The sequence below is a fragment of the Streptomyces himalayensis subsp. himalayensis genome, from assembly GCF_013778455.1.
Taxonomy (GTDB): Bacteria; Actinomycetota; Actinomycetes; order Streptomycetales; family Streptomycetaceae; genus Streptomyces; species Streptomyces himalayensis.
In genome coordinates this window covers 33,460-52,764 of sequence record NZ_JACEHE010000016.1, presented here as the reverse complement: position 1 = coordinate 52,764, position 19,305 = coordinate 33,460, and the positions used below count along the sequence as shown (strand labels likewise).

The window sequence follows — 19,305 nt, the reverse complement described above, 5'->3', positions numbered from 1 at the left end:
GTACGCCCGGCGAAGGCGGGCGTACCGCTCGTACGGCCCGCCCTACGCGCTGGCGAGCGACAGCTTCACCGCGAACCCGAGGAACAGCGCGCCAGCCGCCGATGTCGCCCCGGCCGACAGGCGCTTGCGGCGGCGGAAGGCGTCGGCGAGACGCGTACCGCTGAAGATCAGCGCGCTGAGGTAGAGGAAACTCGCCAACTGCGCGAAGGCGCCGAGCACGACGAAGGAGAGGGCCGGGTAGGCGTAGGCCCGGTCCACGAACTGCACGAAGAAGGCGACGAAGAACAGGATCGCCTTCGGGTTGAGCAGACTGATCACGAGGGCCCGACGGAAGGGCCGCTCATCGGCGGCGGCCGCCGCGGCTCCGGCGGTCACCTCGTCGGCCACGGCCCGCTCCCGCCGCGTACGCCACATGCCCCACGCGGCCCGCAGCATCCCGATCGCGAGCCAGCTCAGATAGCCCGCACCCGCGTACTTCACGATCCCGAACAGCAGGGCGTTGGCCTGCAGCAGCGAGGCGACACCGGCCGCCGACAGGGTCATCAGCACCGCGTCCCCGAGGAACACACCGGCGGCCGCCGTGTACCCGCTGCGAACGCCGCGCCGCGCGGCGACGGACAGCACGTAGAGCGAGTTCGGCCCCGGCAACAGGATGATGAGGACAAGCCCCGCGAGATAGGTCGGAAGGTTGGTTACGCCAAGCATGAGGCGGAGTGTCGCATGTGGGTACGACGCTCCGCCTTCGGGTTTCGCGGGGTGGGACGACGGGAGGTCAGCCGTCGCCGTCGAGGAGGGTGTCCACGGAGAGCTCGACACGGACTCCGACGGACTCGGGCACCGGGACGCTCTGGCCTCGCTTGTAGCGCACCCGCGTCCTGTATTCGCCGTCGCACGGGTCGGCGCAAACCAGGACCTCATCGTGCCGACGGTCGACCACGACATAAACCGGGATCCCCGCCGCTGCGTAGCAATCAACCTTCAGACCAAGATCGTCGGACCAGTTGCAGGCGGTTACCTCCAGCACCATATGGAAGACGTGGGGCGCGTAGCAGTTGCACTGAACGTGTGTGCTCACGAAGTCAGCCTCGACGACCGCGAAGTCAGGGACCGCGAAGTCATCAGGCCCTGTGGGCAGCCACAGGCCGATGCCCTGAACCCACGTGAGACCGGCCTGGTGAACTCCGGCGTCGTGTAAGGCGCGGCCTACGAACGTCAGCGAAGCGGCATGCGCACCGTCAGCCCACGGCGTCGCGGTGAGCCTGCCATAGAGGATCTCGCCTCGGTACCCCTCCAGTTCACGGGTTAGCCAGGCTTCGGCCTCGATGACCGTCGTACGCCGCGATGCCGCCACCAGACAGCTCCTCTCCGGATACGCTCGATTCACGGAGCGTATCCGGAGAAGAACCTCAGAACGCGTCGCTCGGGACGTACGTCCCCCAGACCTCCCGCAGCGCGTTGCACACCTCGCCCACCGTCGCCCGGGCCCGCAGCGCGTCCTTCATCGGGTAGAGGACGTTGTCCGTGCCCTCGGCCGCCTTCTTCAGCTCGGCGAGGGCCGTGTCCACGGCCGCCTGGTCGCGTTCGGCGCGGAGCTTCGCCAGGCGCTCGGCCTGCTGGGCCTCGATGGCCGGGTCGACGCGGAGCGGCTCGTACGGCTCCTCCTCGTCGAGCTGGAAGCGGTTGACGCCGACCACGACGCGCTCGCCGGAGTCGGTCTCCTGGGCGATGCGGTAGGCGGAGCGCTCGATCTCGTTCTTCTGGAAGCCGCGCTCGATGGCGTTGACCGCGCCGCCCAGGTCCTCGACCTTGCCCATGAGTTCGAGGGCGGCGGCCTCCACGTCGTCGGTCATCTTCTCTATGACGTAGGAGCCCGCGAAGGGGTCGACGGTCGCGGTCACGTCCGTCTCGTAGGCCAGGACCTGCTGCGTACGCAGCGCCAGCCGCGCGGACTTGTCGGTCGGCAGCGCGATGGCCTCGTCGAAGGAGTTGGTGTGCAGGGACTGGGTGCCGCCGAGGACCGCGGCCAGGCCCTGGACGGCCACGCGGACCAGGTTCACCTCCGGCTGCTGGGCCGTGAGCTGCACACCGGCCGTCTGCGTGTGGAACCGCAGCATCAGCGACTTGGGGTTCTTCGCGCCGAACTCGTCCCGCATCACCTTCGCCCAGATACGGCGGGCGGCACGGAACTTGGCGACCTCCTCGAGGATCGTCGTACGGGCCACGAAGAAGAACGACAGACGCGGCGCGAAGTCGTCCACGTCCATGCCGGCCGCGACGGCCGTGCGCACGTACTCGATGCCGTCCGCGAGCGTGAACGCGATCTCCTGCGCGGGCGAGGCACCCGCCTCGGCCATGTGGTAGCCGGAGATCGAGATGGTGTTCCACTTCGGGATCTCGGTCTTGCAGTACTTGAAGATGTCCGCGATCAGCCGCAGCGACGGCTTGGGCGGGAAGATGTACGTCCCGCGCGCGATGTACTCCTTCAGCACGTCGTTCTGGATCGTGCCCGTGAGCTTGTCCGCCGGGACGCCCTGCTCCTCGCCGACCAGCTGGTACATGAGGAGGAGCAGCGCCGCCGGGGCGTTGATCGTCATCGACGTCGACACCTTGTCCAGCGGAATCCCGCCGAACAGCACCCGCATGTCGTCGATCGAGTCGATCGCCACGCCCACCTTGCCGACCTCGCCGTGCGCGATCGACGCGTCGCTGTCGTGGCCCATCTGGGTCGGCAGGTCGAAGGCGACCGACAGACCCATCGTGCCGTTGGCGATCAGCTGCTTGTAGCGGGCGTTGGACTCGACGGCGGTGCCGAAGCCCGCGTACTGGCGCATGGTCCAGGGCCGCCCGGTGTACATCGACGGGTACACACCGCGCGTGAAGGGGTACGAGCCCGGCTCGCCCAGCTTCTCGGCCGGATCCCAGCCCTCAAGGGTGTCCGGTCCGTACACCGGCTCGATGGGCAGTCCCGACTCCGACTCCCGCGCCATGGTTGTGCCTCCCGCTGAGTTACTCACTGGTTAAGGACCGACCCTCGCGACGGACTGTAGTGGGGGGCGTGCGGCCAGTGGAGAGGCCCACGCTGGGACCTTGCTCACAGCCTCCCTGAGGGCCTGCTCACAGCCTCCCTGAGGGCCTGCTCAGACGCCTCCCGGAGGCCCCTGACGCGGCCTCCCACACGCTCCCCGACACCGACCTCTGCCCGACCTCTCACTCGCCCCTTTCGCGACCCCTCACACGCTCTCTCTCCGGCTTTGCCGCAACCATGCCTCCACGTTCGCAACCAGGCACGCCCGGGAAGCATCTGAAGGGGGCATACGGCAAGGTACGGGAACGCTGCAATCCACGGGGGGATCCAATGCGCGCGTCTGTCACACATACACCCGTCGTACGCGCGTCGCTGGCCGCGGCCGCCGCGCTCGCCCTGATGGGCGTGACGACCGGCTGCGCCGCGCAGGCCGCCGGCAGCGACGAGAAGGTGCCGCCGGTGCGTATCCCGCCGACGTCCGCGGCGCCGGACAAGCCGTCGGAGGGGGCCGGCGACTCCAAGCCGAGCGCTTCGGCCACGCCGTCCCGGACGCCCAAGAAGCCCAAGGTCCTCATGGCGCAGGGCGCCACGAGCGGGAAGGTGCGCGAACTCCAGGCCCGGCTGCGCGCGCTGAAGCACTTCGACCGCGCCCCCACCGGCTACTACGGCACGATCACGGTCGCCGCCGTCTCCGCCTTCCAGGGCGCGCACGATCTGCCGCGTACGGGCAAGACGGACACGGCGACCTGGCGGAAGCTGCGAAGCCTGACCGGCAGCCCCACCCGCGACGAGCTCTATCCGCCGACCACGCTGCCGGTCGCGAAGCCCGACCCGCGGTGCATGACGGGCCGGGTGCTGTGCATCAGCAAGAAGAGCCGGACGCTGTCGTGGATGGTGGATGGCAAGGTGCTGTCGTCGATGGACGTGCGGTTCGGCTCCCAGTACACGCCGACCCGCGAGGGCACCTTCAGCGTGTACTGGAAGTCCCGGCACCACGTCTCGACGATCTACGACACCCCCATGCCGTACGCGATGTTCTTCAGCGGCGGCCAGGCCGTCCACTACTCCGCCGACTTCGCGGCCCAGGGCTACAGCGGCGCCTCGCACGGCTGCGTGAACGTCCGGGACGAGGGGAAGATCGCGAACCTCTTCGCGCAGGTGCGGAACGGTGACCAGGTGGTCATCTACTGGTGACCTGTGGGTCATCCACGGGGGTGAGGGTGCCTGGGGGGCGAGGCCTTGAAGGGCGCGGGTGGGACCGGGGGAACGTGTCCCACCCGCGCCAATAGCGCCGAGCCTTGGGTACGGGGGGAACCCTGGCTCGCGCCTGGCCGATGACCAGTCGGCTCATTTCTTACAGCGTCATGGCCCCCGGAAATGTCACACCCCCGCTCGCGAGCATCCGAACTTCTGGTGTATCCGCAGTTCAGAGGCGGGGCGGGGGTGGGGCATCGGGCGGGCCGCACGTGACCGTGACGGGCACGACGGCGGCTGTGGCCGGAAACCGACCATGCCGGGCGAACGGGCCGCGATCGGGCAGGCCGACTGTGACTGGGCGCCGCCTACGACCCGGCCGACTGTGACCGGGCGCCGACTACGACCCGGCGGGCAGCGCGCTGGAGGAGGCCGAAGCGGTCGGCTCCGGCGCGCTGTCCGACGTGAGGAGCGTCGGTGTGCTGGTGGGCGCGTCGGCAGCCCCGGCCGGGTCGGCGGCGTCGGAGGCGCTGCTCTCGACGGAGCTGCGTGTGTCGCTCACGTCGCCCTCGTCATCGCCATTGCCGTTGCCGCTGTTCCCCTTGTCGGAGCTGTCACCGTCGTCGCTGTCGCCGCCCCCGTCGTCGTCCGAGCCGTTCGTACCGCCCTCGGCCTCGGACTGCTTCAGGACACCCTTGCAGTAGCGGTCGACGCGATTGGTGCCGTTCTCCTGGGCGGCGTCGCTGAGGTGACGCCACTTCTCTTCGCTCAGCTGCTTGCCGGCGCTGTAGTCCCGGCAGAGGGCGACCGTGCGCTTCCATCGTTCGACGGCTTCCTCGCTGCGTCCCGCGTTGCCGTCGCCGGACTGCGGGGAGTCGCCGTCGCCCTGCCGGCCGCCGGCCTCCGACGACGCGTCGCCGCCGGACCCGCTCGAGGAGCTGCCGGGCTCGGGCGCGCCGGAGCTGCCGTCGCCCGCCGGAACGTCAGGTGTCGGGGACACCAGCGGCTGCTGCGGAGAGGCAGCGGCGGAGACCGACTCGGCCGGACCCGGCTCGCCTTCGCCGCCGAACAGCGACGGCAGTACCCCGGAGCCCGCCGCGACGGCCACCCCGCCGATCATGCAGCCGGCCAGCAACGCTGCGAGTGCGAACCGCACGGGCCGGCCCCAGCCGCGGGCGGGGGCGGGGCGGTGCGAAGCGGCGGCGCGGCCGATGCGTACCGAACCGCCGTCGACGCGGTCCGGGGCATGAACGGGCACGCGGCCCCGCCTCTCCTCCGGAGGCGCCGCATACTCCGGATGTACCGCGTTCTCCTGGTGCTGCGCGTGCGTCGAGTGCTGTGCGCGGCGCTCGGCATGCGCCTGCCGGAAAGCCGCCACCACCGCTGACTCGCCCGGGAGTTCGGCAGCGGCGGGGGAACGGCCCTCGTCCGTCAGCGCGCGTAGCGCCGCGGCAAGCCGGTGGGCCTGGGGCCGCGCCTCGTCGTCGACGGGCTCGCCGCGCAGCAGACGCTCCGCGGCGTCGCCGTCCAGCCATGCGTCGGACGTGCGGGCAGCTGCACTCTCGGTTGCACTGCCGGCCGGGCGGTCAGGCGTACGAGAAGGCGTTCGGCCCGACGTATGACCTGGCGGGCGGCCTCCGGGCATCCGGGGTTCGCCCGCGGTGGAACCGCCGGCTTCCTCGCCCCCCGGAAAACAACTGCGCTCGTCGGCCATCACATGTCCTTCTGCGTCCGCAAACGCGAATGCGTCACACCTGCGGACGTCACCGCGCGCGTGCGCGGTTCTCTCGGGGTTGGTACGGCGCTGAGCGCGCCCGTGCTGTCCGGGTCGTCGCCGAGCAGCTCCGCGAGCCGCTTCAGACCGCGGTGCGCGGCGGTCCGGACGGCGCCTGGGCGCTTGCCCAGCGTCTCGGCCGCGCTCTTGGCGTCGAGTCCGACCACGACACGCAGGACGACGGCCTCGGCCTGGTCCTGCGGGAGTTGGGCGATGAGCGAGAAGGCGTTGCCGGTGGCCAGGGCCTCCATGGCCTCGCCGGCGGTGTCGGACTCGGCCGCCTTCCCGGTGAGTTCGGTCTCGTCCCCGCCTATCGCGGGGCGGCGCCCCCGCATCCGTATGTGATCCAGCGCACGGTTGCGCGCTATTCGGGCCGCCCAGCCCCGGAACCGGTCCGCGTCCCCGCTGAAACGGTCGATGTCGCGGGCGATCTGCAGCCACGCCTCGGACGTGACGTCCTCGGCGTCGGGATCGCCCACCAGCGTCCGTACGTATCCCAGGAGCCGTGGATGCACGGCTCGGTACACAGTCCGGAACGCGGTCTCGTCTCCGTCCTGTGCCGCAAGCACCGCGGCGGTCAGCTCCGCGTCGTCCCCCAGCACTACTCTCCCTTGCGCCTAAACCGGCGCCGCTCTCGCGGACCTGGTTACTCGCCATCAGGGTTCTCAATTGATGGTTGCGGTCCTGTGTCACAACCCGGCGCGAAGCAGCACGCTACGGCCTGAAACGCCTCGCCGTCCATGTCCGATCAACATGCGCCTATCTTTCGACGGCACGGGGTGTGACAGAAAACGTACGTACGGCGCTGAAGAAAGTACGGGCCGCCGCGCGGCCCGTGCCGCGCGACGGTCGGGGCCTCTCCTGTGGGGGGTGGCGGCCCCGGCCGTTGCCAACGGCTCGCCTGACGGCGGGTTCAACAGATCCGGAACATCCGATCCGGGACATCTGATCCGTGACATCCGATCCGGAACATCCGGACAGGCGGCGGTGGGCCAGCCGCGAAGAGACTGCCTGCCAGCGGCCCACGTGTCTGAACTTCCCCGGGGCCGCTCAGCCTCCCGCGCCGCCGGCAGTCGTCACGCCGGTATCCGACTTGTCGCTGTCGCCGGTATCCCCCGCGGACTTCGTCTCAGCCGCCGCGCTTTGCTTGGCGGCGTCCGCATCTTCCTGAGCCGCCTTCGCGCCGCTCCCGGCCCCGCCGTCGGCTGCGGCACTTCCGGTTCTCTCGTTCCTCGTGCCCTTGCCGGACGCCAACTGCTCGTCGCAGTACGCCTTCACGGACGCTTCGCCGCCCGCCGCGTCGACGAGACGCCGCCATGCCGTCGCGTCGAGTACGTGGCCCCGGTCCTTCGCGGACAGGTAGGCACGGCACAGGGCCTTGCTCTTCTTGGCCCCGGCGGCCCGGTCCCGGCCGTGACCGCCGGCCGAGGACGAGTCCGGCGTGGTGGCGCCGCCGGAGGACGACGGCGCGGCGGCCGACTCCGTGCCGGCACTCGGGGTCGTCCGTTGCGAACGCGGACGTTCGTCGCGGCCGTCGTCCGACGACGTACCCAGCGTGCCCATCGAGGCCATCGCCACGCCGCCCAGCGCCACACTGGCCAGCAGCGCCCCGACAGCCGCGCGCAGCGAACGCCCCGGCCGTCGCTGCCGCCCGCGCGGTCGCCAGTCGTCGCGACGGCGGGTGCGCGGGGAGCGCCGCCCCACCCCGGCGCCGTCACGCGCCGCACGGAAGGCGGCGAGAGCCCGCGCCTCCGCATCGTCGTCGACACGGCAGGCCCGTACAGCCACCGCGAGGCGCGTCTCCAGGCCGGTCAGGGATTCCAGGACGGTCGGTGAGTCGCCCTGCGTCGGCGAGCCGGCCTCCCGCGGCGCGGACGCCGCGCCCGACGCGGACCCTGAGGTGCGCGCCGAGGCCGACGCGTCCGAGGCCCGCGGCCCCGGCGTCACCTCCGCGCCCTGCCGGGTCGAGGCGCCCGACGAGCCGCTCGCGCCGCCCCGCGCCCTTTGCCCGCCGCCACCCTTGTCCAACATGCCTCACTTATCCCACATGCCCGAAGACGAGCTTCAGTTCATCTCGAATCACCCAGCGTTTTCGGGCCCTCATCCGTCACACCATCACCTCTGCCACCGGTCACACCGCGTGCCCCGAGCCGCTCGGCGAGGCGCCTGAGGCCGCGGTACGCGGAGGTACGCACCGCACCCGGCCGCTTGCCCAGCACCCGTGCGGCCGCCGGACCGTCCAGGCCGACGACGACGCGCAGCAGCACGGCCTCCGCCTGGTCGCGCGGCAGGTCGGCGATCAGCGCGAGCGCACGCTCGGTCGAGATGGACTCCAGTGCCTGCTCGGGGGTGCTGTGCGCACTGGGGAGTTCGAGCATGTCCTGCTCGAGCGCCGCCGCGCGCGGCCGCGACTTCTGCCGTCGCAGATGGTCCATCGCCCGGTGCCGTGCGATGGTCGCGGTCCAGCCGCGGAATCCGGCGCCGTCTCCGCGGAACCGCGCGAGGTCCCGGGCGATCTCCAGCCAGGCCTCGGCGGCCACGTCCTCGGCGTCGTCGCCCACGAGCCCGCGCAGATAGCCGAGGAGCCCCGGCTGCACAAGCCGGTACGCGACCGCAAAGGCGATCTCGTCGCCCTGCTGCGCCCGCGTGACGGCCGTGCCCAGCTCCCCGTCGGGCGCCTGCGCGCGACGGGGTTCCCCTCCGTGGCCCAACCGCTTTCCTCTTCGCGCCGACGCGACACAGATCACCGTGCCCATGCCCCCACGATGATCAGCGTGCCGACTCACAGAAATGTCACAGCAGTCGGCCCAGGACGTGGACGCCGGTGCTTCCGACGCGAGAGCCCTGGCGGAACACCGTCGGAATACCGGCGTCAACTCGCCCTGTGGGCCCGCCCGTGCAGCGTCAGATAGAAGGTCTGCAAGGACTCCTCCGGCCCTACCTCGAACCGGTTCACCACGCGGCTCAGCGGGCTCCACACCCGCCCGTCGGGCATCCGTACGCCCACCGGCTGCCCGAAGTAGGCGCGCTGGCTCTCGTCCAGGTCCACCCACACGGCCCCGGTCCGGCGCACCATCACCTCGCCCACGTACGCCCCTAACCCGAACAGTGTCTCCGCCACCCGTGCCCGTTCCCGGCCGCCCTTGCGCAGACCGTCGACGAGGAAGTCCACGAGGCGCAGACTCGCAACGGAGTAGTCGAGCGGCAGGCGGCGTGTGGCAGGCGCGGCCGTCACGCGCGTGACGAACCCGGCGGCATGCCGCCGCATCTCCCCCGCCTTCGGCACGTGTCTCTGGCCGTCATCTCTCTGGCCGTCATCTATCTGGCCGTCATCTATCTGGCCGTCAAATCTCCGGCTCTCACCCATGCGGTCCCGCCCTCCGCTTGCTCCCGACCTCCTGGAGTTCCGGTTGACCAAGCGGATCTGACCTCAAGAACATCACGTGTCACAGAGGTGCCGATTCTCACAAGACGGATTCACATATTCCGCACAACCTTTTGAGTGCCTCGGATGTCATCCGGCCCTGCCCGGCGGTCACTTCGACTGATCGACGTACGCGGGCGACACGAAGGGCGAGCGAGAGCGGCCCACGGCCGGAGCCGGGTCCGGGCGACGGGCGACGGGCCAGAGCTCGCGGGACTAGGGCGAGGGACAGCAGGACGGAAGCCACAACCGTGACGTCAACGAGAACCTTCACCGCCGTCAACCGACCCCGGCGGGCAGCTCGATGCTTCCCTCGAAAACCCCCTTGTTCGACTCACTGACATCCTGGGCGAACGTGATGTTCTGTGCGCCATAAGGAATCAGGAAGCCGAACTGGAACCGGTGGGATGTGATGCGGTAGCTGTCCGCGTCAAGGATCATCGTTTCCTTGAGGCTGGAAAGGGTGAGCTGATCCTCGGTCGCCGAAACTCCGGCGTTCTGCAGCTGCTTCAGGGTCGGGTTCAGCTCTCGCATGGCCTTCTCGACGTAGGCCCGCTCCCGTACCTGCGGCAGTTTCCGTGATGACACGCTCACCTGGAGTCTGACCTGCCCGCCCTGTCGGGTCAGCGTGACGTCCCCGCCGGATTCCGTGACGTAGCTCCTGAACTCCTCGATGGCGGACAGGGGGTCTTCCACCTTGTTCTTCATCTCCGGCTCGGAGGCCGGCTCCTGCTTCCAGGCCCCGGTTCCCTCTTTGACGTATCCCGTGCCATCGACCACGAAGATCTCTTCGGCTTTGCGCACTCCCTTGCTGCTCGTGGTCGCCCCGGTCGAGTGGAAGGCTTTCGGATCCTGGGTCAGCCGTACCGTGGATTCATAGGAAGCGCCGTTCGTCTGTCCCTGCAGCACGAGTCTCTCCCTCCCGCGCACCGCGAACGTCCAGCCTTTCTCGGCTGCCATGGCCTCTTCGGCCCGGTCGAGGAATTCCTCCGGAGTCTCGGGCGGCTGTTCCTTCTTCACTTCGGCGGCACCGTCGGTGGCCTTTGCCGAGGCGGCCGGGTCGGAGCCCGAGGCCGAGCCCTTGCCGTCACCGCCTCCGCCTCCGCCGCATGCGGACGTCACCGCCAACGCACCGAGGACGGCAGTGGTCACCAGAATTCGGCGGGTTGGGACGTGCACGTGGTGCTCCTTGCTGGGGACGCGGGGCGGTCGCTGACGGCCGAGGTTCTAACCACCGCGCAACAGCAGAATCAAGCCGACGGATATTCAGGACATTCTGCGACGGCATGGGTGTTCGTCTGGCGGTCTTGGCTCAGTCGCCCGAGTACCCGAAGATCCCCCGGGTGGGCCGGTTCGTCGTCCGAACCGGCCCGGCACCGGCCGGGCGACGGTCGGAGTATCGAGAGACACGCTGCCCGGCCAGGGCAGATGAGGCTCAGCTCAGGACAAGCAGGACGGCCAGCGCGATGAGCAGCGAGTCGATCCGGTCCAGCAGGCCGCCGGAGCCGGGTAGCCAGCGGCCGGCGTCCTTCACCTGTGCACCTCTTTTGATCATGGATTCGTGAAGGTCGCCGGCCGGGCCGCCGACCGCCATCGCCACCGCCATCGGCCAGCTGAGCGCGGACAGTACGGCGAGCACGCCGAGGCCGGCCGCGGCCCCGGCCAGGGTCCCGCTCCACCGCTTGGCCGGTGACAGTGGCGACAGCCGCGGCCCGCCCAGCCCTCGACCGGCGAAGTACGCCACGATGTCGGCGATCGAGACCGCCACGAACAGCGCCAGCGCGCTCGCCCCGAGCGGCACCAGCGCGGCCAGCACGCTCAGCCAGGCAAGCCCCAGCAGGCCGGCGGAGAGGCGGCGCAGGCCATGGTCGGCGTCGCCCGCCAGGAGCGGCACCGCGGCCACCGCGAGCGCCCCGATGGCGACCACCCGGAGCACCTGTCCGGGCGCCAACCAGGCGGCCAGTACCACGCCTGCCACCGCCGCGGCCAGCACCACCCGGTCCACCCAGCCCAGCCGCATCAGCCCGCCGAACTCCATCACGGCAACCACCCCGACCGCGATGGCGATGGCCGCGGCGCCCGGGCGGCCCCACCAGAACGCCCCGGTGACCAGTGGCACTCCTACCGCCCAGGCGCACCACCGGATCAGCAACTCGCGGCGCCGGGACGCCGCCACCGCGATGCCGCCCAGCGCCAGCGCCCCACCGAGGTAGGGCGCCAGGGAGGCCACGGTGATCACCGAGCGGATCCGGCGACGGGAACGCCCTCAGAGATCTCCGGCGTCTCAGGTATCTCAGGCATCGAAAAGAGCGAGGCCGAACGCGGCCGCAGCACGTCCAGGGCGGCCTGACAGGCGGCCACGATGCGCGCGTTCTCGGCGGTGTCCTTGACCGCGATACGCGCGGTGCGCCCCTGGTACTCCGACGACAACGGCGACAGGTCGCGCAGGTATACGTCGTGGCGGCGGCACTCGTGCACCAGTTGTGCGGCACTCGGCCCACCGAGCGGCAGGGTCACGGTGAGGAAGTTCGCCACGGACTCCTCGACCACCACGGCCTCGTCCAGCGCGGCCAGGTCGGCGGCCAGCTCCCGGCGCAGTGCGTGGGTACGACGCCAGCAGTCGCTGTAGTACGCCGGGTCGCGCAGGGCTGCCACCGCCGCCAGTTGCGCGGGGAGGCTGATCGGCCAGGGCGGCGTCCACCGGCGGAGCTGCGCCGCGGTGTTCGGCTCGGCCACCAGGTACGCCGCCCGCATACCGGACAGCGCATACATCTTGGACAGTGAGGTGCAGACCACGACCCGCGAGTCCATCGCGGCGAGGCCGACGAGCGACTCGGCCAGGTCGACATAGCCCAGATACGCCTCGTCGATCCACCAGCGGGTCCGGGCCGGAGCGGCGGCGATCACCGACCGCAGCTCGGCGGCCGGCGCGTGGCGTCCGGTCGGGTTGTTCGGGTTGACCACCACCACGAGGTCGTAGCGGCCGGACCCGACGGCGGCAGACAGCCGGGCCGGATCGATCCGCCAGCCTTCTTCGCGGCGCAACCGGAACCGGTCCACCCGGCATCCGATCACCCTCTCCGTGACGTGGGCGTACTCGCCGTAGCCCGGGTCCATCAGAAGGACCCTGCTCTCCGGGGTCAGCCACTGACCGAACGCCCTGAAGATCAAGTCCGATGAACCGGCGCCGACCACCAGCGTCTCGACCGGCAGCGCCCGGGCACCGGCGATTTCCGCCAGCAGGCCCTCGGCGCCGGTCGGCGGCGAAGTCCGCGCCGCCCAGGCCGGATCCTCCGTGAGCGCCGCCCGCACCCCGGGGGCCGACGGGAACCAGGCGTCCAGCACATCGGCCGCGACCACCTGATGGCGCCGGTGCAGGCTGCGGAAGTCCGTGCCGATGGCGGTGAACGAGGCGCCGCCGTGTTCGCAGCCGTCCGGCCGGGGTGCGAACGGCATGTCCAGCCGCCAGTCCACTTCGGATCGCAGACGCTCAAGCGTGGTGCCGTAACGGTCCATCGTGACCTTCGTCAGCTCGGTCACGTTGCCGGTCAGCACCTCGAACGTCAACGCACCGCTGTGGACGGTACGCCCGACCGGTCGCAGGCCGGCGGCCAGGTACATGTCGAGCAGCTCGGTGCGCCCCATCGCCACCACCCGGCGACCACCCCGGGCGGCGATCCAGCGGAGCGCCGCGTACATCAGCAGCGGTGCCGCCGCGGTGGCCCGCCAGCGCGGCTCGACGGTGAGGATGCGCACCTCGAACAGATCACCCTCGGTCAGCAGCGGCAGTTCGTCGCGGGTCAGGTACTTGTCCAGCGCATACCGCCCCAACCACGGCGGAGTCACGCTGACAAAGCCGATCCTGGTCGCACCTCGCGCCGCGACCAGGTAGACGTTGTCGCCGTCCAGCCCGTCGCGAAGCCGCCCGGCCGGATCCGGCACATGCTGGCCCAGCTCCTGTGCGTACACCCGGTGGCGTAGTTCGTAGATCCACTCGAGATCCTCCGGAGTGGCAGTGCGCAGCTGCAGGTCACGACCCATGGACACCTCATTCGACGCGGGGGTGGGGCCGTCTCATCGTGGGGAACGCAGATCGGCCGCGTCAGAGCGAAGCAACACAAGCAACCTGAGTACGGATACTCAGGCGCAGTCTCCGGCTCACCACCGGCCCCCGTACCGCATCACCTTCTGTCTCAGCCACGCCCTCATCTGCGCCTCCTCCTCCGGAGAGGCGGTACGCAGATCGCGCGCCGCGATGGTGGCCACGAAGTAGACGAACCGCACGCGCCGCTGCTCGCCCTCCACTCCGATCACCTTCCCGGGGCCGTAGACGTCGGTCCCTGTGTGGGCGACATACGTACCCTCTGGGAACTCCCCGTGCGGCGCACCCATTGCCATCGCATCGCCTCTCGCTCTCTGCATCGAACTGCTCACAGAGTGACGTCGCCGCAGGTACGCTCGCCAGTGGACACAGCGTGACAAGTGCGATGGCACATACGGGAGTTGCGTATGGCAATCGAGGACAATCCCGGATCCCGTTCCAGTTACGGAGAGGAGCTGCGCCGCCGACGCGAGGCGGCCGGGCTCACGCAGGAGGAACTGAGCGTGCGCGCGATCATGTCGCGCACGCACATCGCCCATATCGAGGCGGGGCGACGGAGGCCGTCGGTGGAGGATGCGCGGCGGTTGGACGAGATCTTGCAGACGGGCGGCGTCTTGGAGCGATTTCTGCCCACGCTGGACGGTCGCAGGGTGGCCGAACACTTCGAGGCCGCCAAGGAGCTACAGCAGCAGGCGACCGTGATCCGTGAGTACTCAGCCGAGCTGGTTCCGGGCATTCTGCAGACCGAGGGTTACGCCCGAGCCGTGTTCCAGACACGGTTCCCGCCCATGACGGACGAGGAATGTGACAAGGCCCTTGTCACACGCCTCGGTCGGGCCCGCATCCTCGAGAACCCCTGGTCACCTGTGGTATGGGCGCTCTTGAACGAAGCCGTACTGCGGCGGCCCGTAGGCGGTCCGACTGTGATGGCCGAGCAGTTGAGGCACATCGTGGAGTTGGGCGAGCAGCGCCGCATTCGCGCGCACGTGCTCCCCTTCGGTACCGGAGCTCATCCATTGATGGAGGGAGCGGTCTCCCTGATGTGGTTCGACGACCTGCCGCCGGTCGTCTACGTCGAGGGGTGGAAGACGGGAAAGGTCTGGGAGCTTCCGTCGGTGGTGCATCAGTGCCTGTCCGCCTACGATCTCGCCCTGGGCGACGCCATGTCGCACCAGCAATCGCTGGCCTTGATGCGATCCGTTGCAGAGGAATACGAGCATGAAACGCGCTGAGCTCATCATCCCGGACGCCTCGGTTCTGCCGATATGGCGGAGGTCCAGCTACAGCGGTGCGAACGAGGGCAACTGCCTGGAGGTAAGCGACGCATACGTGACGACGGCCTGGCGCAAGTCCACGTACAGCGGAGGCGACAGCGGCGACTGCCTGGAGGTCAACGACACCGCCTGCCCCGCCTGCATCCCCGTCCGCGACAGCAAGAACCCCCACGGCCCGGCCGTCGTGTTCACCGCCCCCGCCTGGACGTCCTTCGTCACCGCGGTCAAGAACAGCGCCCTCGCCGCCGTCTGAACACAGCACCGCTTCCGGGCGCTGGTCCCGCCGCAGACGAGCATCAATTCGTCCGATTCGTGACCCTGCTTGAAATGCCAACCCCGGTACGGCTATAAACACGGCCGTTTCGCTCAGATCCGGCCACACCCTCGCCCTGAACGGATAGCGCGGTGTGACGTTTCACCGCTGAGCTTCGCTGAACCAGTCGGGCCACCTGTGTGACAGGCGTGGCCCCAGTGACTTTCTTTCCAACTTAGGGTGGGGAACATTTTGAGTCGCCGCACGTCGCAGACGCATGCGTACAGACCGCTGAGTCTGAAGCGGAGAGCATGGCTGACCCTCGGAGCCGTGGTTCTGGGAGGCGGCGGCGTTGTGACGTACGCCGTCGCCGGACCGTCCGGCGAGCGACCGGAAACCGGGAAAGAGGCCAGGCCGGCGTCCGTACACAGCATGAAGCTGGAAGCGCGCGGCACCGGCCGCAAGGGCGTGGACAAGCAGGAGACCGAGCGGTTCAGCGGTCTCCTGCTCACCTGGAAGGGCGCGAACGTGGCGCTCGACGGCACGGCCGAGGCGCGTGCCCGCAGCACCGAGACCGGTGACTGGTCCGGGTGGAAGCCGCTGGCGCCCGAGCTCGCCGCGGACGGCGCGGAGGCGAAGCGGGCCGGGGCGCTGGGCGGCACCGAGGTGCTGTGGACCGGCGCGTCCGACGCCGTCGAGGTGCGGGTCACGGCCGCGGACGGCACGACGTCCGCGCTTCCCGAGGGCATCGCCCTCAAGCTGATAGACCCGGGGACGACCGCCAAGGAGGCGCAGGCGCCCGTCACCGAGCCGGCCGCGTACTCCATTGAGGAGACGACGCCCGCGGCCACGCCGACGGACACGGCGGCCCCGGCGGACGGCTCTTCTCCGAGCGAGCCCGCGGGCCCCGCCGAGTCGAACGCCGCCACCGACACCGCCTCGCCGTCCCCGACCGACCCGTCCGGATCCACCTCGGCTTCCCCGACGGCCTCCACGTCCCCGAGCGCATCCGCGTCCCCGACGCCCACCATCCCGACGGCCCCGCCGTCCACGGTCGTCAAGCCGCCCGTCATCACCCAGGCCCAGTGGGGCGCCAGCACGAAGTACAACGGCACGCCCGAGTACGCCACCGAGGTCAAGGCGGTCGTCGTCCACCACACCGGTGTGGACGTGGACAACCAGACCTCGTGCGTGCACTCCGCCGAGCGTGTCCGCACCATCCAGCAGGGCCACTTGGCCAAGGGCTGGTTCGACATCGGCTACCACTTCCTGGTCGACCGCTGCGGCCAGATATTCGAGGGCCGCAGCGGCGGCATGGACCTGCCGGTCCGCGGCGCCCACGACTACGGCTTCAACACCGACACCATCGGCGTTTCCTTCCTTGCCAACACCGAGACCGTGAAGCCGACCCGTGCCGCGATGGACGCCATCGCGCGGGTCGCCGCCTGGCGCCTGGGCCAGTACGGTGCCAACCCGGCCGGCACCGTGACGCTCACCTCCGCGGGCGACAAGGGTGTTGACGGCAATCTGATACCGAAGGGCCAGTCGGTCACGCTGCCCAGGATCTTCGGACACCGCGACACGAACGCCACGGCCTGCCCGGGCAAGAACCTCTACGCGAAGCTGCCGCTGATCCGCTCGCTCGCCGCGAGCCCCGGCATCTCGCACGCGCTGCCCACCACCGACTTCAACCGCGACGGTGTCACGGACCTGGTGGCCGGTACGCCGAGGACGAGCGGCGTGGGCAACCTGACCGTCGTACCGGGCGGCGAGGAGGGCCCCGTGGCCTCCGCCAAGCGGACGATCAGCCAGAACAGCGCCGGGGTGCCGGGCTCCTCCGAGTCCGGCGACAACTTCGGTGCCGCCACCGCGTGGGGCGACGTCAACGGCGACGGCTACGCGGACCTCGCGGTCGGCGCGCCCGGCGAGGACGACACCTCCGGCAACGCCGATCGGGGCGCGGTCACCGTCCTGTACGGGCCGGGCCTCAGCTCCGGCACCTCGCACACCACCACCGGAGTGACCGCGGCCGGTGCCAAGCTGGGCTCGGCCGTCGCGGTCGGCGACTTCAACGCGGACGGCAAGGCCGACGTCTTCGCGGCCGGCACGGGCAAGGGCGGCAACTGGAACGCCCTCCTCACCGGCGGCGCCACCAAGTACGGCACGCTGACCACCGCGACCGGCTCGATCGCCTGGGCTGACGCCGCCGCCGGCGACTTCAACCGGGACGGCTACGCGGACGTGGCTCTCAACTACCGTGACGCGTCCGGCGTCGGCCGCGTCACCTGGTTCAAGGGCTCCGCGACCGGCCTGGTCAAGGTCTCCACGCTGTCCGTCAAGGGCGGCCGCTCCATCGCCGCGGGCGACGTCAACGGCAACGGCTACGACGACATCGTCATCGGCCAGCCGTACACGAGCGAGTCAGGCGCCAAGTCCGGCGGCCAGGTCACCATGGTCCCCGGCACGTCCACCGGCTTCACCACCACCGGCATGACGACGATCCACCAGGACACCACCAGCGTCCCCGGCACGAACGAATCCGGTGACGCCATGGGCTCGTCGGTCTCCGTCGGCGACTACAACCTGGACGGGTACGCGGACGTCCTCACGGGTGCCCCCAACGAGGACATCACCCGTAGCGGCGTCAACCAGTCCAACGCGGGCACGACCTGGCTCATCAAGGGCACGTCGTCCGGTCTCACCGGCTCCGGCGCCCTGGAGTTCCACCAGGACACCAGCGGCATCGCCGGCTCGACCGAGGCCAACGACAAGTTCGGCTCCTCCGTGGTCCTGCAGGACCTCTCCGGCTGGGGTCGTGCGGACCTCGCCATCGGTGCGGAGGGCGAGGACGGTTACGACGGCACGATCCTGCAGCTCGACAGCGGCAGTGCCGGGATCTCCACCTCCGGTGGCGTCTACTACGGGCGCAGCGCCCTGGGCACGCTCGCCGGCGTCCACCTCGGCCAGGTCCTGACCCCCTAGTGCAGTGACCACGAAGGCAGTCGGGCGTGTGCCCGACTGCCTTCTGTGCCCCGATTGCCATACCCCGTACATCACTTGGAGATCCGAATGTCAGGACGGCTTCTGCCCGCCCCCAGTCGAATCGCTCTGAGCCGCGGCACGGTGGCCGCTCTGGCAGCGCTCACGCTCGCTGCCGGAGCGGTGACCACGCTCGCGCCGGACGCCCGTGCGGCGACCACCAGCACCACCCTGGAAACCTCCACTCGGGACAGCGCCGAGTCGGTCCAGTACGTACAGGACTCTCTCTATGCCGCCGGGGACACCGGCTATCTGCACCGCCGGGCGCTCGCCGACGGTTCGCCGGGGCCGTACACATGGCGCGGTTACGACGGCAGCGAGCAGACACTCGACGCCTACAGCGGCGCGCTTCCCGGCGAGTACGGGTACTACGGCGCCGGCACCGACGTCCTCCACACCTCCGCTTCCACCAGCGGCCAGGTCCAGCTGCGGGACATGGCGACCGGCCGGCTGATCGACGTCACCCTGCCCGAAGGGCAGTACATCGTCGCGGCCTTCGGCTCCACGCTGATCACAAAGGAGTACAACGAGGTCTGGCAGACTGCCCGCCTCCACATCCTGCGCACGTCGGACGGCGGGGCGACGGTCACCGACATCCCGGTGGACCCGCCCGAGTCCCAGTTCTTCAACGACCAGCCGGTGCTGGCCGGTGACGGCACATCGGCGCTGATCCGGCTCCGCCACGCGTACGACATCGGATTGCTCGATCTCACCACCGGCGCGCTCACCACGATCAACGCGCACCATGCCGTCGACGAGCCCCTCCGACTCCAGGCGGCGCTCTCCCCGACGCATATCGCCTGGTACGAGGAGGGCACGACCCAGGCCCGCGTCGTACGCCGCGACGACCCCACGGGTGCGCAGACCGTGGTGGCCGTGCCGCAGTCCGGGACGGACACGCCTTTCGTGGGCCTGGCCGGCGAGTGGCTGCTCACCGCCTACCGGCCGGCGTCCGGCACACCGGCCGGCCCGGGGGCTCCGCTGCTGGCGACGCCGCTGCAGGGCGGCGACCCTCGTACGCTCCTGCCGGCCGCTGAGCCGCAGATCGCGCAGATCCCGGGCGGCGGCGCCATCGCCGTCGGGCAGTCGGCGGACGGCGGCTGGTCCGCGCATCGCATCGTGGTGAGCCGCAACGGCAAGCTGTCGGTCCAGGCCCTCTGAGGACCACGCACTTCGGAAAAACCGCACATCTCACAACCGGCCGGAGCCCTCAACCAGGG

Annotated in this window: 17 protein-coding genes; 5 read left to right on the top strand and 12 right to left on the bottom strand. The window is 70.2% G+C overall.

Annotated elements, in window-relative coordinates:
• Positions 1 to 42 precede the first annotated feature (42 nt).
• The 3 genes from leuE to H1D24_RS24865 all read right to left on the bottom strand — a co-directional run bounded on the left by leuE (position 43) and on the right by H1D24_RS24865 (position 2,987).
• A complete protein-coding gene (gene leuE, locus H1D24_RS24875; RefSeq protein WP_181659900.1) occupies positions 43 to 705 on the bottom strand; it encodes a leucine efflux protein LeuE in 663 nt (220 codons plus the stop codon).
• Positions 706 to 772: 67 nt separating this feature from the next.
• Positions 773 to 1,351 carry a Uma2 family endonuclease gene (locus H1D24_RS24870; protein ID WP_309484431.1) on the bottom strand — a complete coding sequence of 193 codons (579 nt, stop codon included), beginning with the start codon at positions 1,349 to 1,351 and terminating at the stop codon, positions 773 to 775.
• A gap of 55 nt (positions 1,352 to 1,406) precedes the next feature.
• Entirely contained in the window at positions 1,407 to 2,987 is a 1,581-nt protein-coding gene (locus H1D24_RS24865) for an acyl-CoA mutase large subunit family protein (protein ID WP_181659899.1), read from the bottom strand.
• Between the two features lie 368 nt (positions 2,988 to 3,355).
• Here H1D24_RS24865 and H1D24_RS24860 point away from each other — a divergent pair, with 368 nt between their 5' ends.
• A complete protein-coding gene (locus H1D24_RS24860; protein WP_181659898.1) occupies positions 3,356 to 4,219 on the top strand; it encodes a L,D-transpeptidase family protein in 864 nt (287 codons plus the stop codon).
• A 400-nt stretch (positions 4,220 to 4,619) separates the two neighbouring features.
• On the opposite strand, the gene H1D24_RS24855 is transcribed toward H1D24_RS24860, so the two are convergent.
• From H1D24_RS24855 to H1D24_RS24815, 9 genes are all read right to left on the bottom strand, one after another.
• Positions 4,620 to 5,933: a hypothetical protein gene (locus tag H1D24_RS24855; protein ID WP_181659897.1), complete on the bottom strand. Its 1,314-nt coding sequence runs from the start codon at positions 5,931 to 5,933 to the stop codon at positions 4,620 to 4,622.
• A complete protein-coding gene (locus H1D24_RS24850) occupies positions 5,933 to 6,595 on the bottom strand; it encodes an RNA polymerase sigma factor (RefSeq protein WP_181659896.1) in 663 nt (220 codons plus the stop codon). Before H1D24_RS24850 ends, H1D24_RS24855 begins: the two co-directional genes overlap by 1 nt.
• Before the next feature lie 448 nt (positions 6,596 to 7,043).
• Positions 7,044 to 8,024, bottom strand: coding sequence for a hypothetical protein (locus H1D24_RS24845; RefSeq protein ID WP_181659895.1), 981 nt, complete (start codon positions 8,022 to 8,024; stop codon positions 7,044 to 7,046).
• A gap of 38 nt (positions 8,025 to 8,062) precedes the next feature.
• The gene (locus H1D24_RS24840) at positions 8,063 to 8,704 is read right to left on the bottom strand and encodes an RNA polymerase sigma factor (RefSeq protein ID WP_181660040.1); all 642 of its coding nucleotides are present in this window, start codon (positions 8,702 to 8,704) and stop codon (positions 8,063 to 8,065) included.
• Positions 8,705 to 8,865: 161 nt separating this feature from the next.
• Positions 8,866 to 9,261 (bottom strand): hypothetical protein, encoded by a 396-nt coding sequence (locus H1D24_RS24835; RefSeq protein WP_181659894.1) that lies wholly within the window; start codon positions 9,259 to 9,261, stop codon positions 8,866 to 8,868.
• A gap of 435 nt (positions 9,262 to 9,696) precedes the next feature.
• Positions 9,697 to 10,437, bottom strand: a complete 741-nt coding sequence (locus H1D24_RS24830) for a DUF6612 family protein (protein ID WP_309484430.1) — start codon at positions 10,435 to 10,437, stop codon at positions 9,697 to 9,699.
• Between the two features lie 415 nt (positions 10,438 to 10,852).
• On the bottom strand, positions 10,853 to 11,656 hold the full coding sequence (locus tag H1D24_RS24825) for a phosphatidate cytidylyltransferase (protein ID WP_181659892.1): 804 nt from the start codon (positions 11,654 to 11,656) through the stop codon (positions 10,853 to 10,855).
• Positions 11,653 to 13,458, bottom strand: coding sequence for a pyridoxal phosphate-dependent aminotransferase (locus H1D24_RS24820; RefSeq protein ID WP_181659891.1), 1,806 nt, complete (start codon positions 13,456 to 13,458; stop codon positions 11,653 to 11,655). The genes H1D24_RS24825 and H1D24_RS24820 overlap by 4 nt, the downstream gene beginning before the upstream one ends.
• 117 nt (positions 13,459 to 13,575) lie before the next feature.
• A complete protein-coding gene (locus H1D24_RS24815; protein WP_258564292.1) occupies positions 13,576 to 13,815 on the bottom strand; it encodes a hypothetical protein in 240 nt (79 codons plus the stop codon).
• A 111-nt stretch (positions 13,816 to 13,926) separates the two neighbouring features.
• On the opposite strand from H1D24_RS24815, the gene H1D24_RS24810 reads away from it, so the two are divergent.
• The 4 genes from H1D24_RS24810 to H1D24_RS24795 all read left to right on the top strand — a co-directional run bounded on the left by H1D24_RS24810 (position 13,927) and on the right by H1D24_RS24795 (position 19,246).
• Positions 13,927 to 14,751 carry a helix-turn-helix domain-containing protein gene (locus tag H1D24_RS24810; protein WP_181659890.1) on the top strand — a complete coding sequence of 275 codons (825 nt, stop codon included), beginning with the start codon at positions 13,927 to 13,929 and terminating at the stop codon, positions 14,749 to 14,751.
• Positions 14,738 to 15,046 (top strand): DUF397 domain-containing protein, encoded by a 309-nt coding sequence (locus tag H1D24_RS24805; protein ID WP_181659889.1) that lies wholly within the window; start codon positions 14,738 to 14,740, stop codon positions 15,044 to 15,046. The genes H1D24_RS24810 and H1D24_RS24805 overlap by 14 nt, the downstream gene beginning before the upstream one ends.
• A 297-nt stretch (positions 15,047 to 15,343) precedes the next feature.
• A complete protein-coding gene (locus H1D24_RS24800; RefSeq protein ID WP_445194925.1) occupies positions 15,344 to 18,028 on the top strand; it encodes an FG-GAP-like repeat-containing protein in 2,685 nt (894 codons plus the stop codon).
• Positions 18,029 to 18,115: 87 nt separating this feature from the next.
• Positions 18,116 to 19,246, top strand: coding sequence for a hypothetical protein (locus H1D24_RS24795; protein ID WP_181659887.1), 1,131 nt, complete (start codon positions 18,116 to 18,118; stop codon positions 19,244 to 19,246).
• Positions 19,247 to 19,305: the final 59 nt, after the last annotated feature.